The organism is Tetragenococcus halophilus (assembly GCF_001712815.1).
Taxonomy (GTDB): domain Bacteria; phylum Bacillota; class Bacilli; order Lactobacillales; family Enterococcaceae; genus Tetragenococcus; species Tetragenococcus halophilus.
The window spans coordinates 1,125,234-1,141,861 of the sequence record NZ_CP012047.1; the positions used below are offsets into that span (position 1 = coordinate 1,125,234).

12 protein-coding genes, 1 pseudogene and 1 other annotated feature are annotated in these 16,628 nt (G+C 35.4%); all 13 genes and pseudogenes read right to left on the reverse strand.

Going from position 1 to position 16,628, the window contains the following annotated elements; translation table 11 throughout:
* Positions 1 to 147 precede the first annotated feature (147 nt).
* The 13 genes and pseudogenes from AC806_RS05310 to AC806_RS05365 all read right to left on the reverse strand — a co-directional run bounded on the left by AC806_RS05310 (position 148) and on the right by AC806_RS05365 (position 16,597).
* Positions 148 to 1,860, reverse strand: coding sequence for a catalase (locus AC806_RS05310; RefSeq protein ID WP_069028935.1), 1,713 nt, complete (start codon positions 1,858 to 1,860; stop codon positions 148 to 150).
* A gap of 235 nt (positions 1,861 to 2,095) precedes the next feature.
* Entirely contained in the window at positions 2,096 to 4,858 is a 2,763-nt protein-coding gene (locus AC806_RS05315; RefSeq protein WP_069029392.1) for a cation-translocating P-type ATPase, read from the reverse strand.
* Between the two features lie 57 nt (positions 4,859 to 4,915).
* Positions 4,916 to 4,961: a sequence feature (sodium ion sensor (DUF1646 type); this cis-regulatory element may regulate processes involved in with the transportation of sodium ions), on the reverse strand.
* A 252-nt stretch (positions 4,962 to 5,213) separates the two neighbouring features.
* Positions 5,214 to 5,609 (reverse strand): annotated as a pseudogene (locus tag AC806_RS11715) (FAD-dependent oxidoreductase); the annotation flags it as partial.
* A gap of 118 nt (positions 5,610 to 5,727) precedes the next feature.
* The gene (locus AC806_RS05320; RefSeq protein ID WP_069028936.1) at positions 5,728 to 7,134 is read right to left on the reverse strand and encodes an aldehyde dehydrogenase family protein; all 1,407 of its coding nucleotides are present in this window, start codon (positions 7,132 to 7,134) and stop codon (positions 5,728 to 5,730) included.
* 105 nt (positions 7,135 to 7,239) lie between these two features.
* A complete protein-coding gene (locus AC806_RS05325) occupies positions 7,240 to 7,884 on the reverse strand; it encodes a YdhK family protein (protein ID WP_069028937.1) in 645 nt (214 codons plus the stop codon).
* A gap of 89 nt (positions 7,885 to 7,973) precedes the next feature.
* The gene (locus AC806_RS05330; protein WP_069028938.1) at positions 7,974 to 8,828 is read right to left on the reverse strand and encodes a sce7725 family protein; all 855 of its coding nucleotides are present in this window, start codon (positions 8,826 to 8,828) and stop codon (positions 7,974 to 7,976) included.
* A complete protein-coding gene (locus AC806_RS05335; protein WP_069028939.1) occupies positions 8,828 to 9,499 on the reverse strand; it encodes a hypothetical protein in 672 nt (223 codons plus the stop codon). Before AC806_RS05335 ends, AC806_RS05330 begins: the two co-directional genes overlap by 1 nt.
* Before the next feature lie 157 nt (positions 9,500 to 9,656).
* Entirely contained in the window at positions 9,657 to 10,997 is a 1,341-nt protein-coding gene (locus tag AC806_RS05340; RefSeq protein ID WP_069028940.1) for a TrkH family potassium uptake protein, read from the reverse strand.
* Positions 10,998 to 11,138: 141 nt separating this feature from the next.
* Positions 11,139 to 11,897: a YibE/F family protein gene (locus AC806_RS05345; RefSeq protein WP_069028941.1), complete on the reverse strand. Its 759-nt coding sequence runs from the start codon at positions 11,895 to 11,897 to the stop codon at positions 11,139 to 11,141.
* Positions 11,894 to 12,922 (reverse strand): YibE/F family protein, encoded by a 1,029-nt coding sequence (locus AC806_RS05350; protein WP_069028942.1) that lies wholly within the window; start codon positions 12,920 to 12,922, stop codon positions 11,894 to 11,896. The genes AC806_RS05345 and AC806_RS05350 overlap by 4 nt, the downstream gene beginning before the upstream one ends.
* A gap of 132 nt (positions 12,923 to 13,054) precedes the next feature.
* A complete protein-coding gene (locus AC806_RS05355) occupies positions 13,055 to 14,410 on the reverse strand; it encodes an FAD-dependent oxidoreductase (RefSeq protein WP_061840245.1) in 1,356 nt (451 codons plus the stop codon).
* A gap of 15 nt (positions 14,411 to 14,425) precedes the next feature.
* Positions 14,426 to 15,847: a helix-turn-helix domain-containing protein gene (locus AC806_RS05360; RefSeq protein WP_069028943.1), complete on the reverse strand. Its 1,422-nt coding sequence runs from the start codon at positions 15,845 to 15,847 to the stop codon at positions 14,426 to 14,428.
* A gap of 9 nt (positions 15,848 to 15,856) precedes the next feature.
* A complete protein-coding gene (locus AC806_RS05365) occupies positions 15,857 to 16,597 on the reverse strand; it encodes a class I SAM-dependent methyltransferase (protein WP_061840248.1) in 741 nt (246 codons plus the stop codon).
* Between the last annotated feature and the right edge of the window lie 31 nt (positions 16,598 to 16,628).

Genomic DNA, 16,628 nt, shown 5'->3' on the forward strand with positions numbered 1-16,628 from the left:
CCTGATTTTCTCTTTAATGTTTCTATTTCTATTGTAATAAAAAAGTACATAAAGATAAAAAATTATGCATTATAATAGTTAGTAAAACTAAAAGAGTATAGGCGCTATTTTATTAGCAGCCTATACTCTTGCAAAAATTATTTCACATTATAATAAAAATGGATCGTTCATAGGATCAGTCAAATAGAAAGGATCTTCTACGTTAGTATCGCGTCCTTCAGGTCCTAAATCTTTTGCAGTTTCCGGCATAGCAGGCTCTGTGGGTACATTCAAATCTTTGTGACCTCTAGCATTTGCTTTGTCGTTAGCTTCTTCTGAATCACGAGGTGTCGGTGTTAAATCAACATCTTTGAGATCGATTCCCAATGCTTTAGCCACACCTGCGCCATAATCTGGATCTGCTTGATAACAATTATTGATATGACGGTGCTTGATTTGTAAAGTACTATCACCCATATTACGAGCCGTGTTTTCAAATAATACAAGTTGTTGTTCCTCTGTCATACGGCGGAAAAGCATGCCAGGCTGGGTATAATAATCATGATCATCTTCTCTAAAGTCATAATTTTTTACATCTCCACCTTGCATTGTTGGTTCTTCCATAAATTTATGATCTGTATAATTTCCGTAACTATTAGGGGTATAATGAACTTCACTACCAAGATTTCCGTCCATCCGTCCTTGTCCATCGCGACTATAAGGATGAGGATTTTTTACACCTCGCGGAGCATTAACCGGAATTTGATGATGATTTACACCAATCCGATAGCGTGCGGCATCTTGATAAGCAAAGACGCGAGTTTGTAGCATACGATCTGGCGAAATGCCAATCCCCGGTACTTGTGCTGCCGGGTTGAATGATGCTTCTTCCACATCCTGGAAGTAATTATCTGGATTTTTATTTAATTCAAATTCTCCAACTTCCATTAGAGGGAAATCTTCTTTGTACCAAACTTTTGTTAAATCAAAAGGATTATAGTCTAATTGATTCGCTTCTTCTTGGGTCATCACTTGGATGTACATTTTCCACTTAGGATATTTTCCTTCTTCAATGGCATTGTATAGATCTGCTTGATGGGATTCACGAGTATTTGCGTTAACAATATCTGCTTCTTGATCGGTTAAGTTCTGTATTCCTTGTTGAGAACGGAAATAAAATTTTACCCAAACTCGTTCATTATCTGCATTAATCAAGCTATAAGCATGAGAACTAAACCCGTGCATAAAGCGGTAAGAAGAGGGTATTCCTCGATCACTCATGGTAATGGTTACTTGGTGTAATGACTCAGGTAATGACGTCCAAAAATCCCAGTTATTGTTAGGACTTCTCATATTTGTTCTAGGGTCTCTTTTAATCGCACGATTCAAGTCAATAAAGTGCTTTGGATCTCGGTGGAAAAACACAGGAGTATTATTGCCAACTAAATCCCAATTTCCTTCTTCTGTATAGAATTTTAATGCGAAACCACGGATGTCTCGTTCAGCATCTGCAGCACCACGTTCTCCGGCAACTGTAGAAAAACGAGCAAACATTTCCGTTTGTTTACCAATTTCAGAAAATATTTCAGCTTTGGTATACTTAGTAATATCATGTGTCACTGTAAAAGTTCCAAAGGCACCCGATCCTTTGGCATGCATACGACGTTCAGGAATCACTTCACGGTTAAAATCAGCAAGTTTTTCGAGTAACCAAACGTCTTGTAGCATACTAGGACCACGTTCTCCAGCTGTCATCGTATTGTCATTGTTGAAAACTGGAGCTCCAGCATTTGTTTGTAATTCTGGATTGTTACCAACATTTTGGTTACGACTACTTTGATAAGAATCTAATCCATTTTTAGCCATAGGGTCTTTTTCCATATAAAAATCTCCTCCACTCTTTTTTTTAACAATTATATTATCAAAGTTTTTATTTCTACTGTCAACAACTTTTAAAAACGAATTTTATTTATAAAGTGTCTCATACACCTTTGGAAAAAAGCTGTTTATAACGATCCTAATATTAATATCACCTTTTAAAAACGTATTCGTTATTTATTTATAAATAAAAAGCATGCAGTGATTTTAGTCACCGCATGCTTTTTAGCAAACTTTTTTACCAAATCTTTACGCCAAATAGTTCTTTGATTCCTGACAAAATAAGTGTAGGTATTGCAGGAATAAATAAAACCATTAGATAAACGTATCCATCAAGTGGTGCTGTTCCCATAACTGTATTAAAGAATGGGATAATTGTTACTAAGAAAGAAGTAATTCCAGCAAACAATACAGCAGCTACCAAGTATTTATTTTCAAATGGACTACGTTCAAATAAAGTTCTCGTACTACGAGCATCAAAAACGTGCCACAGTTGACCATAAACTAAGGTTAAGAAAGCGACTGTTTGTGCTTGGCTACTTCCCATTCCTTGATGCGCAGCCCAAAGGAATGCTATAAATACCAATAATCCCATAAAGAAACCACGAATTAATACACGAGACCAAGTATAGTTAGCTAATACAGATTCGTTCGGATCACGTGGAGATTCTTCCATGATATTTGCTTCGGGAACGTCATAACCTAGAGAAAAGGACGGAACGGCGTCACTGATCATGTTCACCCATAAAACCATCAAAGCTGATAGCGTAGGTGTAGCTCCAGGTACATTGCCAATGGTTTGAGTGAAAAATAGTAAACCAATCAATATAGATAACACTTCAGCTACGTTGGTTGTCAATTCGTGACGAATGAAGTTTTTAATATTACCATAAATGGTACGACCACTTTTAACGGCATTTTCAATGGTAGTAAATTTATCGTCTAATAGAACCAAGTCTGCCGAATCTTTCGTTACTTCTGTTCCGGCAACACCCATTGCAATACCAATATCTGCGACACGCAATGCAGGAGCGTCATTTACACCATCACCCGTCATAGCGGTAATTTGACCATAATTTTGTAATTGTTTAACAATACGTTGTTTGTGTTCTGGCGATACACGAGCATAAACATTTGTTTCTTTTACGGTTTCATACAATTCGTCGTCGGACATTTTTTCAATTTCCACGCCCTTAACAACAGGAGCAGATTTACTATCAACAATACCTAAATCATAGGCAATAGCTCGAGCTGTTTTCTCGTGGTCTCCTGTAATCATAACTACTTCAACGTTAGCATTATGCAAGGTTTGCACAGATACTTTCACTTCTTCACGTGATGGGTCAATAATTCCTGCAACCCCAGTTAATACGAAAGAGTGTTCTAATGTGTCTGTTGTACCATTCATTGCTTCATCTTCGGTAATCTCTTTTTGCCCAACAGCCAATGTACGTAAAGCATCATCAGCGTAATCATCAACGATAGACATAAAGTTATTTTTTTCTTCTTCTGTTTGATCAACTTCGCCGTCTTTTAGAATGCCACTGCTTCGATTGATCATAACATCTGGGGCACCTTTGATATATAAGGTATACTTACCACTTTTTTCTTTTACAACGACACTCATCATTTTTCGACTACTTGAAAATGGTAGTGTGCGGACAATTTCTTTGTCTTGTTGTAAATTTTCACGACTAATATTTACTTTCTTCCCTAATACAGTCAAAGCAACTTCCGTTGGCGTTCCAAGAGGCGTATACTCTCCGTTGTCATTTTCTTGAACGGAAGAATCATTACATAATACGGCGCCATATAAGAAGGCTTTTGATGTAGCGACTGGATCGTCATTATCTTGATTTTTAATTTCACCATTAGGATTATACCCTAGTCCACTAACTTCATATTTATGGCCATTAGCATAATATTGCACAACGGTCATTTCATTTTTCGTTAAGGTCCCTGTTTTATCAGAGCAAATATATGAAGTCGCCCCTAAAGTTTCCACACTGTTTAATGACTTGATTAAACCTTTATTTTTAGCCATGGAACTAGCACCGATAGTTAGTACGATTGACAAAACAGCTGGTAACGCATCTGGAATAGATGCAACAGCCAGCGCGATCGAAGTAGAAAGAACGGAACCAATCGATTCAAAGCTTAATTCACCTGCTTGAATAATTCCTGTAATAATGGTAAAGATGACAATAATTCCAGAAACTACCATAAGAGTTTTTGTTAGTCTATTAACGGTATTTTGAAGTGGAGATGGTTTTGTTTCAACAGATTCGATCATTTGCGCGATATTACCTAATTCGGTATTTGCGCCTGCCGCAACAACAACACCAACCCCTTGGCCGTTAGAAACTGTAGAACCAGAAAAGCCCATATTAGTCCGATCGCCAAGTTCGACGTCTTCACTGATAGCCTCCGTGTCTTTTTCGATCGCGTCAGCCTCCCCAGTTAAATGGGATTCAATCACTTGAAGTTCATTGACGTCCAACCAACGAATATCTGCTTCTACAAAATCGCCGACTTGGTTACTTACAACATCGCCTACAACCATTTCGTTAACCGGAATAGTTTGCCATTTCCCGTTACGTAACACCGTAGTATGTCGGCTATTCATTTCTTTTAGAGCATTTAAACTTTTACGAGCACTAATTTCCTGCCAAAACCCTAGAAAGGCATTAATAATAATTAATATAAAAATAGCGGCTGCTTCGTATAGGGACTCATATCCAGTTTCCATATTTCCTTGGATCTGAATATCATGAAAAGCATTTAATAGCGACAAAACAATTGCCCCCATTAATACAATTACGATAGGTTCTTTAAAGTTTTTAAGAAAAACTTTCCAATAAGGATCTTCTTTTTTCTCAGGCAGTTTATTCTCACCGTATTTTTCACGTTGTTGCGTTACCTGTTCATCAGTTAACCCATTTTCTAAATCAACCTGAAAATCCTCCATAACTTGCTCTTTTGGTTGTTGATAGAGCTTCACTTTTTTCATCCTTTCTAGTTCATTTATAAAAACATAAAAAAGCGTAAGCAAACAAAGACTTCCTCACCCTTGGAAGACATGTCTTGAAAGCTTGCGCTCAACCTGTTTTTTTATTTGCGTTCTTTTATACTATAGCAAAAAAATTTTTGTTTGTCTAGAGACTTTCTTTTTTTGCTGCGACTTTCTGAGATCTAATCTTTGATCGAACCAACTAAATCCTCTTTATTAGCAGGTGGATATGCTAATAAATCACGGACATCGTCTAAATCTACTGCTACATTCCATACTAAAACGCCAACCTATTGCTCTTCTTTTAAGAAGTATACAATTGTGCCATCGTTTCTTTTAACAAACATTTGCGGTAATCTGACCAATCTCTAAACATAATCAAATGCGGATCATCTGGTCCGTCAATTGTCATTGGTTTCACCACCTGTGGCAAGTAACAATTGATCGTAATGGACAACGACATCATCACCTAGTTGAATCTCTTTATTATTGCGATCGATTTTATTCGCTGTCATATTAAATCGGAAAGTTACATTGGGTTGATCTTCTGCTCTGATTCTTATATTTTCTTCCGTAATTTCACCGTCTAACCATAATTTTTTACTTAAGGCACATCTGCATCTTTTGAAACGACAAAAATAGAACCATTCATATCTTTTTTTCGTATACCGTTTACAGTATAACCTGCAACCATACCGCCACCGACAATGACATATTCATTATTATTGTCTAACGTACTTATACATTTCCCTCCATAAAATAATTTCTTTATTTTATTTACTACATTTTTGTAATATAAAAAAAGAAAAATACGCTAAATAACATATTATTGTCATTTAGCGTATTTTCGGCTAATGAAATTATTTAAATAAAGCTTTGACTTCTAAATAATCTTCTAAACCATAAAGCCCGTTTTCACGGCCGATACCTGATTGTTTGTATCCGCCAAATGGTGCTTTTGGTGTACGGGAACCACCGTTGATTGCTATATTTCCTGTTCTTAGTTGACGAGCAACTTCCATGGCTTCTTTTTCTGGTCCTACGACACCACCAGATAGTCCATAAGAAGAATCATTAGCAATTTTAACAGCTTCTTCTTGTGTATCATAAGTGATAACAACTAAAACGGGGCCGAAAATTTCTTCTTGGGCAATCGTCATATCGTTCGTAACATCTGTAAAAACAGTTGGTTCGACAAAGTATCCTTTGCGGTTGATCCGATTGCCTCCAAGGAATACATTTGCTCCTTCATCTATACCTGTTTGAATGTAATCCAAAACAGTATTCATTTGATCTTCAGACACCATAGGTCCTACTCGTGTATCGTCTTCAGATGGATCGCCTACCTTAATATCTTTATAGTAATCTTGGATAACTTCTTTCGTTCTTTCAAGTTCATCCTTTGGAACTAATAAGCGAGTCAGTGCCGAACAAGTTTGACCTTGATTATCTAAAACAGTACTTGCAGCTGATCTTACAGCTAATTGTAAATCGCCGCCTTTGAGATAAACCATAGGAGATTTACCGCCTAATTCAAGAACTAATTTTTTCACTGAAGTTGCAGCATTTTCATATAGACCCTTACCGACAGCTGTTGAACCAGTAAAGGAGACCACAGCTACATCTGGATGCTTGGTCAAGTAATCCCCTGTATCACTACCGCTACCCGTTACTAAATTGAAGACGCCTTTTGGTAATCCTGCTTCTTCAATAATTTCTGCATAGATAATTGCGGTAAGTGGTGTATTCGTTGCCGGATTTACCACAACGGTATTTCCTGCAAGTAAAGCGGGTGTAATTTTACGTTGAATTTGGTTCATTGGGTAATTCCAAGGTGTCACACAAGCAACTACACCATAACCTTCTTTAATAATTGTCGCATTATCGACTTCTTCTTCAAAATTAAAGTCTTTAAATTCGTCTAGCGTCCCTTGAATTTCATTTAATGATTGTGGCACTTGGCCATTTTGAGCAAATGTTTTAGAAGCGCCTAACTCTTTTACCATGGTATCAGCAATTTCGTCTTGACGATCTTCTATACCCTTTTTGATTTTTTCAATATATTTCGCACGTGTTTCAGGAGAAGTATTATTCCATTGTTCAAAAGCCGCTTTTGCAGCTGCGACTGCTTGATCTACATCTTTATGAGAGGCTTTGACCACCTTAGCAATCACTTCTTCATTTGCCGTATTAATAACATCTGAATAATCATTGGATTGTGCATCTTGCCATTTGCCGTCATAAAATAATTTATCATATGTTTCCATGGTTATTTCCTCCTTGCTCCAATTAAGCTGTTTTAAGCTCTACTTATACTCTAACAAATCAGAAAAAACGCTACAAATAATTCATTTCATTCACTCACTAGGTTATTATTCTTCATCCGCTGGTCCTAACTCGTCTTCTGTCACCCATTTATGGTTGGTAAATTTTTCACTTCCGTCTGCTGGTTCAAAATCGATCATATAAGCTGGTCCTTCATGAACCCCAGTGATTTCAGCGCTTTGTCCTTGCATACCTGCCATATGATCAGCAGTAAGAGTTACCTCGTCTCCTTCTTCATAATCTTCATTATCATCATCAGAAGCCATCTCTTCTGCTACCACCCATTTATGATCTTCCATCGGTTCATCGCTATCTTCAGGTGTAAATGTTACTTGATACAAGGTGGTATCATAAGCACCAGTAATGGTCGCTGTAACACCTTCCATAATATCCATATGCGCATCAGTAACCTCTACTTTATCCCCCACTGAATATTGCGGATTGCTTGCATCTTGCATATCTTCTGGTTCATCTTCATTGCGGTTGTGCTCCATTTCCATACTGCCGTGATCCATGTGTCCACTTGAATCTTCCATATGATGGCCAGAATCATCCATGTGGCTCATTTCGGTACTTTCTGCTGTACTGCCTGCTTGTTGTTCTTGTTGATCATTTTCATTATTACTACAAGCACCTAACAATAGCACAGAAGTGAATAAAGTAACAAATGGCAATGCTTTCCTCTTTCTCATTTCTTTCATCTCCCTTTTTATTATACACCTACAATATAACATCGACGTTTACATAAGTAAATTTAAAAGCCTGAAACATTTTTCTATACTTATTGCAAATAACGGCTCATTAATTCCATATGATGCATGACAGAAGCTTTACGCATAACTCCCATACCAGGAAACTTTTCTTTATCAGCATAATCAAACAAGATCGTTAACCCTAAAGTGAGTTGTTCACTGCTTAAGAGATGACACCAAGACTTTACTTCTTCCATTAATACTAAAAATTTCTCTTTTTGTGTTACTCCTTCTTCTGATGATAGAAAATGGTGGATGCGAAGTGTATCTTGAAAAAAATAAACGAGATGTAAACTTAATATCGGAGAGGGATAGCCCTTCTCATAATAGATACGACTATCGATTGAAAAATCACTAAATCCTACAAAACCTCTTTTTTGGTAGTTTAAATAATCTGTTGAAAACAATTCATCAGGACATTCTTGATAAAAATTAAGACTTGGTAAGCGAGTAAAATGATCTAAGGAAAGAATTTTGTCCCCTTTTATTTTATTTAGCAAACGAAACTCAGGTGGGACTAATACTTTTTTTTGATTATTTTCCCAATCACTGGCTAAAGCAATGGAAGGCTGATCAATAATTAACATTTCAGACCTTTGCGTCATTGTTTCTAGTGCCTGGCTAACAACACTGGCTTTTCTTGCTGGAAAAGTTTCTAATTTAATATTTCCTGTTTCTGTATTAAACTCGCCTAACTGTGGATTTTGAATCAAATAAATAGGATGTTGGTAGTTTTGAGCGCTTAATAAAAATTTTTGAAAAGTAGCGGTATTTTTTACTGGTTCAATGATAGGCTGAATTTTTTCAGATAATAACCCTTTTTCTATCAGTTCTCGCAAGGCTAATAGATCAAATTGCTTTCCTCTGAAATAAGGGTAATACATTATTCATTCTCCTCTAAAAAGCGTTGCTCCAATTGAAAATATGCAGACCGGGTTGCTTCTAGTTCCTCTTTTAGCACTTCTACAGCTTGACTTTGTGTTTCTTCAATAAAACGATCATAGTAATTTACGCCGCCGCCAAACAAATCGTACTCTGGCTGACGTTTTTTCAACTCTTGATAAAGTTGCTTTGTCCCAAATACGCGCAAACCACGTGCTGTTTGTTTAGCTTTATTTACTTCTCGTGCTTGTGAGGTGATTAAACGATAGAGTAATTCCTGCTCATCGACTTGCAAAACTTGTTTTTTGGGCTTTTTCTCAGTCGTAAAAAAACCAGGAGCACCTACATCATCTGACAAGTAAGGGTGATAAACTAAAGCGCCGATATGAGAAGGAATTTCTTCACTTACCATTGTGTATAGGTTTTCTGGCAAAACAAAATAATTATAATGGCCAATAAACGAAAGTTTTGCATTGGAGCGAAAATCCGATTTGCTCACTTTTAGTTCATAACAGCGCCATTCGAATTGTTGCTGATTATTTAAATGACAGCTAAGCGTATCGACGATTCCTTGTTCTTCAGGCATCGTGACTTCTTCGACAACTACAGCACCATTTTCTCTAATATAATAATAAAGCGTTTCTTCCATTTGTGTTGTTAATGGGGTTTTCATTTTAAATCTCCTTATATTTTAGTATAAAGTTTATTTCTTTATAGCAAAAGCATTTCTTTGAAAGTTGTAAAAAATTAATAGAAACATCTCGTTTACTATTTTGAGTAATTCAGATGCTTCTATTAATCATTGTCGCTTCTCTAGTTTTTCCTAAGCTTTATCCAATAATTACACTCTCTTCTGGATATTTATAATTCGTTTTCCTTTTATGCGCTTGATTAATCGTCGAAAAGATCATTGTTAAAATCCCTACTCTGCCGATAAACATCAAGAAAATAAGCACTAATTTTCCGATCCAAGTCAGATGCGCAGATAAGCCTAAACTTAACCCGACCGTTCCCATAGCAGAGATGACTTCAAAGACAATATACTCTAGCCCTAACTGATCAACATTAGGGATTGTTTCAGTAACAGACAAAATCATTGTGCTACTTATTATCATGATTAAAAAGATAAAAAATAGCATAAACGCTTGCGAGATTGTGTTTTCTTTAATCGTGCGTCCTTTATATTGCGCCTTTGAACGTCCCCTTATCACACTATACAATTTAATCAAAATGATGCCTAATGTTGTGGTCTTAAAGCCTCCCGCAGTAGAACCCGAACTTCCACCAATAAACATTAATATCATCGTTAATACAAGACCCGCATGACTCATCGTTGCATAATCAATAGAAAAAAATCCTGCTGTTCGTGGCGTGACCGCTAAGAAAAAAGCATTGGATAACCTCGATAAAGGATTTGAACCAACGGTATTCGTAAAGAAAAAGAAAATACTACTTAACACTAATAATAACCCTGTTACTTTTAATGTGATCTGACTGTGCAATCTTAATTTTCTTAATGACTTATTCTTTAATAAATCTTGCCATACGATAAAACCAAGTCCTCCTGCGATAATTAGAAAACTGATGACCATTAAAACCCAAGGATCGTTTTGAAAACCGATTACACTATTATCAAAAAGATCAAAACCAGCGTTGCAGAAGCTAGAAACCGCATGAAAAAAACTGTACCAAAGTCCTTTTCCCCAACCAAAACGCGGAATAAAGTCTACGCTTAGTAACAAAAAGCCTAAAAATTGAATAATAAAAGCTATCCGCAAAATTGCAAGCATTAAGCTAACTGTCCCAGACATATCAAAGGTGTTCAAGGAATCTTTTAAAATCATACGCATACTTAAATTTATTTTTCTTTTGGTGAGCGTAAAATAAAGAACCGGTAAAGACATAAAACCTAAACCACCGATTTCAATCATAAGTAAAATAACCGCTTGACCAAACATATTCCAATGTCCGATAGTCGAAACTGTGGTTAAGCCCGTAACGCATACCGCAGAAGTAGCAGTAAAGAGCGCGTCCAAAAAATTTGTACTATGACCGCTTCGTGTAACAAAAGGCAACATTAAGATAAAAGTCCCTGCTAAAATAATACCCGCAAATCCTAGTAGAATTTGTTGAGGTGCTTTAAAGAAAACGTCTCGATCCAGGTAGCTCATTTATTCACCACTTCTTCTGATTTTAATAAGTGCTAAATTTATAATATTTAACTAACCTATAAATATAGCAAAAATGTCCTTTTGTCAACTTAAAAAGGAATAATTTTACGAAAACAATTGATGTCTATTTGAATGAAACACTTAGCTTGATTTTTTTAGTAAATAATAACAAGTAATGATACTTGTAAAAGGCAATATGAATGCAACACTAATACTTGAAAGAATAACCACGGCAAATTCAAAAACAAAAGCTTGTGAGTTCATCATTTCATACCAAGGGATATCTAGGTCTTGATACCAAAAAATAAGGGCTAATCCTGTACTAATAAAGGCGAATAATAATGTATTGACTGTTGAATTTAGGATACTTCTGACCACTGACATACTGGATTTAAACAACATTTTTACATCTAGCTTTTGATAACGTTGATGAAAAATTTCCGCGGTGGAACTAGCAATCGACATACTTCCATCAATCAATGCTCCTGAAACACCAATGAGAATAACCGAAACACTCAATTGAGTGAAGGAGACAGGGACATTCAAATTAAACGCTGCAAGCTCTTCTAATTCTTGAGAAGAAAAGCCTGAAATTGATATTTTTTGAATAAAAGGAATAAATACTAAAGATACGATAAAAGAAAACAATATCAAACTGTAAAAAGCCGCTTTCGTTTTCTCATTCCACCCGTTCACATATCCTAAGGTAATCAAACTATTTAAAAGAATATAAGCAAGGGCTGCTAGATAAACTGAAAGACCCAAATGTAGACAAAAAATCAAAAGAAAAAACAACAAAATATTCATAAACAAGCCGCTCAATACAAAGAAAGACGATCTTCCTAAAATTAAAACAACTAATAAGATAAATACAAGTAATAAACTAGAGATTACATTCATTGTCGTACCCCCCTTCTACTTAATTGAAAGAAAAGAAGTGAAAATGGGATAGAAAGCAAAATGCCAAAACCACCGCACAGTACTCGTACAACTTCTAAAGATAGTAGCATACTAACGGTTTCCCCAAAAAGCCAGCCATTATGCAAATAGACTAACATCATAGGGATCGCACTACTGAAATAAGAACAGATGAGGACGTTAACCATGGTCGAGCTGACATCTTGACCGACTCTTTTGCCTGAGCGAACTAACTGATTAAGCGTCACTGCAGGATTTTTACGTTCGATTTCTTCTAGCGTCGAAACCACTGAAACGACAGTGTCTAAGGAAGCACCTATTGCCCCCACTAATAAACCAGATAAAAATATCGGACGATACGGTCGAGTCAAAACACCCATATCTTCAAAGCGTAATCCCTCATCCTGAAAAAATTCCATTGCGATAAAACAAATAAAAAAAGCGCTAAAAACGGTTAAAAGTGTTGCAAAAAACTTTTGTAAACTATCTTTTTTAATCCCATCAATAAGAAATAAAGTAATAGCTATAGAAAGCACCGTATAAATCGCGGTAAAAATAACCAGAGAGAGATTTGTATAACTGCGGTACACGTTAACGATTAAAAATAAGGCGGCACTATTTAAAACAACACTGATAAAAGTAGTGACGCCCGACTTTCCCCCCACAAAAATTAAGGTAAACAGTAAGGAAGCTATCATAAAAAAGACATAACCATCACGTTTTTTTTCGTCCACTTTATTATGCGAATAAAAGACTTGCTCGCCTTTAGAATAATCAATTGTATCTAATTCGTTTTTACGATAGTCAGCTGTTAAATGAACAATATCTCCCTTATCCTTTCCATTCATTTTTGTTGCGCTAATTTCTTGTTGATGATTACTTATTTCTACTTGATCGATTTTTGCGACAGCTTGATTGTATAAAGTACTGCTTTTTAGCTGTATAGCAAAACTTACGATGACACAAAAAATAAAAAAAACGACCCCGCTGATTACTTTTTTATTCATCGACTTTCTCCTATCTTTTGTTTGTTCAATCCTTAATAGTAAACTAAGAAAATTTGCGAAACAAGTTTTAATCGATGAATTTAAGAAAAAATAATCAGCATCATTGTCATTTTTCTAATCAAAATAATAAAGTTATTGCCTGATAAGTGCTTCCATTGCCAAATCATTTAAAAAATGTAAAGGAAGAGAGAACTTAGGATTAAAATAAAAGTCCATGGTACTCAGTTGATTTAAGTTAGCTTGCATAGTGATCAAGCTTGATAAAGTATTGACCACTTCTACTTGATCCCGTTGATTTGTCATCAGTTGTCCACCCAGAATCTGTTGACTCTTAGCATCAAAAACCAATTTTAAAGTGAGTTCGAAAGTACCGTTTTCTGCCAATAAGTGTTGTTGAGTATAGGTTTTAGTTAACGAAGCAACCTTAAGACCATAAAAAGGCGCTTCTTCTTCATTGACACCCGCACTAGCAAAGTAAGAGCCAAAAAGTTCTGTTACTATCGTACGTTGTACTTTGGGAAAAGCAATTTTTTCCGCTAATAAAATATTGGAAGCAGCAATCATAGCGCTACGGTAAGCATTAGTGACCAGCGGAACATAAATGGAAGAAGCCGTTTCGTTAAAGTTGATAGAAACCAAATCGCCTACAGCATAGATAAAAGGATCTGAAGTTTGTAAGTGTTCATTAGTTGTTATCGTCCCATCCATGTTAATCGCTAACTCACCTTCAACTAAAGATACATTAGGTCTAGGATTGATGGCAAAAACAACTGCATCGCAAAAAATCCTTTGTCCGTTTGTTAAAGTAATTCCTGACACACGTTCACTTGCGTCTAATTGAATTTCTTTTACATTACTATTTAAAATAATATGGACATTATCCGGTAATTTTGTCAGTAGTTTCTGAGTAATCTCCTCATCAAAATAACGAAATAACACATTGTCCATACGATCGATCAAATAGATCTCTTTTCTTAACTTGGTTAAGGACTCTACCAATTCAAATCCGATTAAACCTGCACCAATAATCGCAATTTTATTTACTTTGTTTAAAGTGTCGATTGCTTGTTGCGCTTGTTCTAAAGTTTTATAATTTGTAATTTCACGATCGCTTTGTAAAGAAAGTCCCGTTTGATACTGACTAGATCCCATCGCTAATATCAAATAATCATAAGAAAAATGGTCTTTTGTTGGTTCTTGCTCTATTTTAGTTAAAGCCACGACTTCTTTTTTTTCAGTATCTATATCGATCGCTTCTGTATCAATAAATACATTGATATTTTCAGACATTAGTTGCGAGACAGTGGCGGTTTTAGCTTCATCTAAATCAGCAATCGTCCCTTCTAAATAAAGATTTAAGCTACTTCCAATATAGCCTAAAACATTGGAGCGTTCGAGCATCAACACTTCAACATTAGGATTGACTTTTTTTAAATGTCTGGCAGCTGCAATTCCCGCATGAGATCCGCCAATAATAACAACACGCATAGCGTTACCGCCCTTCTACTTTTTTTGAATAATCGTTGTTACAGCTTGTTCTAAACGTTCTTTTTCAAATGAGGATAAAGCGCCTGTTAAAAGATAAAGCTTTTGATAATTAAATGCTTGTATATCTAAATCATCAGAAGCAATCAGCAAATCGTAAGTTCTTTTTTTAGCCTTTTTTACTGTAACATGAGACATGCCTGCTAAAGTCTGTTTAGTAAAACGAAAAATTTCCTCGGCATATAGTGAACCGTCATCCACTACCCCCACCAAAACTTCTTTTTGTTGTCGCCTTTGATGGATATCCCAAATCAAACCATAGGAATGATCAAGCATTTCCCATTGAGCATTTGAAACTTCACGGGATAAATTTTTTTCAATAAGCGACATACATTGATTCATCGCTTGAAAATCAATATCGGACAAAAGTAATTGATTGTTATGGTTAAAGTTAATTTCTCCCTCATAAAAAGTCACTTTCACATGATTTTGTAAAAGAAAACTAGCAAAAGTAGGATCATACATTTTTGCTTTGGTAATTGTTTGATAAATTTGTTTATCGATTGTTAAAAAATGCTGAATAAAAGATGATTTTTTCCACCATTGACTTGTTTGTGGTAAAAGCCCTTCAGTAATAAAAAAAAGATACAAATAAACCGCTTCATACCCACTTGCCGCTAAAGCAAAACGACTTAAAAATCGTTTGAAAATATTATCTAGCTCTTGATAAAAATGATCTTGTTCTATTTGTCTTAGCATATCCTCTGAGATTTCACGTTTAGGCATTTTTCTATAGTCTAGCCTTTGCTGCAAAATATGTAGATGTAAGCTGAGCATATGCTTTTGTTTTTTGCTAAATTGTAACTGAAAATGACTTTCAATAACGTGTATCAAATTTTTAATTGCCTGATTCGTCATCAAGGTGGTTAAGCGCTTTTCGGGGATGGCACCATTAAAAAGTTGAAAATAAAAAAATTGAATTTGTAGCTCACTGCCATATAGTTTTTTATTTTTAAACTGTAAGTTAAATTCCCCTAACAACTGATTGATCACTTTTAAACGTCTAAAAATTGAAGCCTCGCTCAAATTATTATCCAAGGCTAGCTTAGTTACAGTTAACTCTTTTTCTTGATAAACGCTAACGAGCAAACGGTAATTTATCGCTTGTTTTAAATAGCTATACAAAAAATTTTTAACAGAAAAATCATCGGGTAAATTTAATTGTAAAAAATCACTATCTTTTCTACTTAACGCTGCACTTATCTCAAAATGATGCAATCTATCCGCAAGAGCTGTGATTTCCTTTTGTAATGTTGGGTAGGAAACATCCATATAATCATTAAGATCTTTCATTTTAATGGTTTTTGCATGTTGCAAAAAATACGCCAAAATTCTGACCTGAACTTTCTGATCTTTATCTAGTAGATCGACAAAACGCATTGTTTCACCTCACTCAGCTTTTTGCTTTTCTAGGCGACAGTAAAGCAATTCAAAAGTGTAATAGGTGGTATTTTCAACTTCTTTTTCATCCTGAAACAAGCTCGCAATTGCTTTTTCTAGTTCATCATTAGGCAATTCGTCTTTAAAATACGAATAAAAGAAGTGTTTACTGATCGTTTCACTTATTACATAATGAAAAGTTTTGCTTTGGTAGGCATTTTTAAACCAACTTTTATAAGTAGACATCCAAGCTAAATGCTCTGCTTTACCGTATAGTCTTTCTTCAATTGGTGAAAATAATTGGTCTTCTTCTTTTACTAGCCGTAGAATACAGACATATTTTCTAGCAACCCTTATCATTTCTTTTAATTGCGTTTGTAAAGTCAATGCCGGATTCATAGCACTAAAAACAATATCAAAAGTATGATCTTTTGTTTGCTGTAAAAAAGATTGTTGACTACTTTCAATCAAGTTTAAATTGTTATAAGGATACTTATTTGAAGCAAGTTTTAACATTTCAGAAGATAAATCTACTAGCACATAATTTTGTAGCTGGGAAATAAAGAAGGGAATATACTTCCCGCTTCCTCCCGCCAAATCTAGTAAATTATTTTGCGGTAAAATTCCTTGCTTTTTAAAAAAATCGAGCACATCTTTTTGAATAGTTAGTTGTGATTCTTCTTGGATGTCTGTATACTCCCTAGCAAAATCATCCCAAAATTGTTTTATCTCTTTTAATTTTTCTTGCATAACTTTCATCCTTATTAATGAAAAAAGTCCG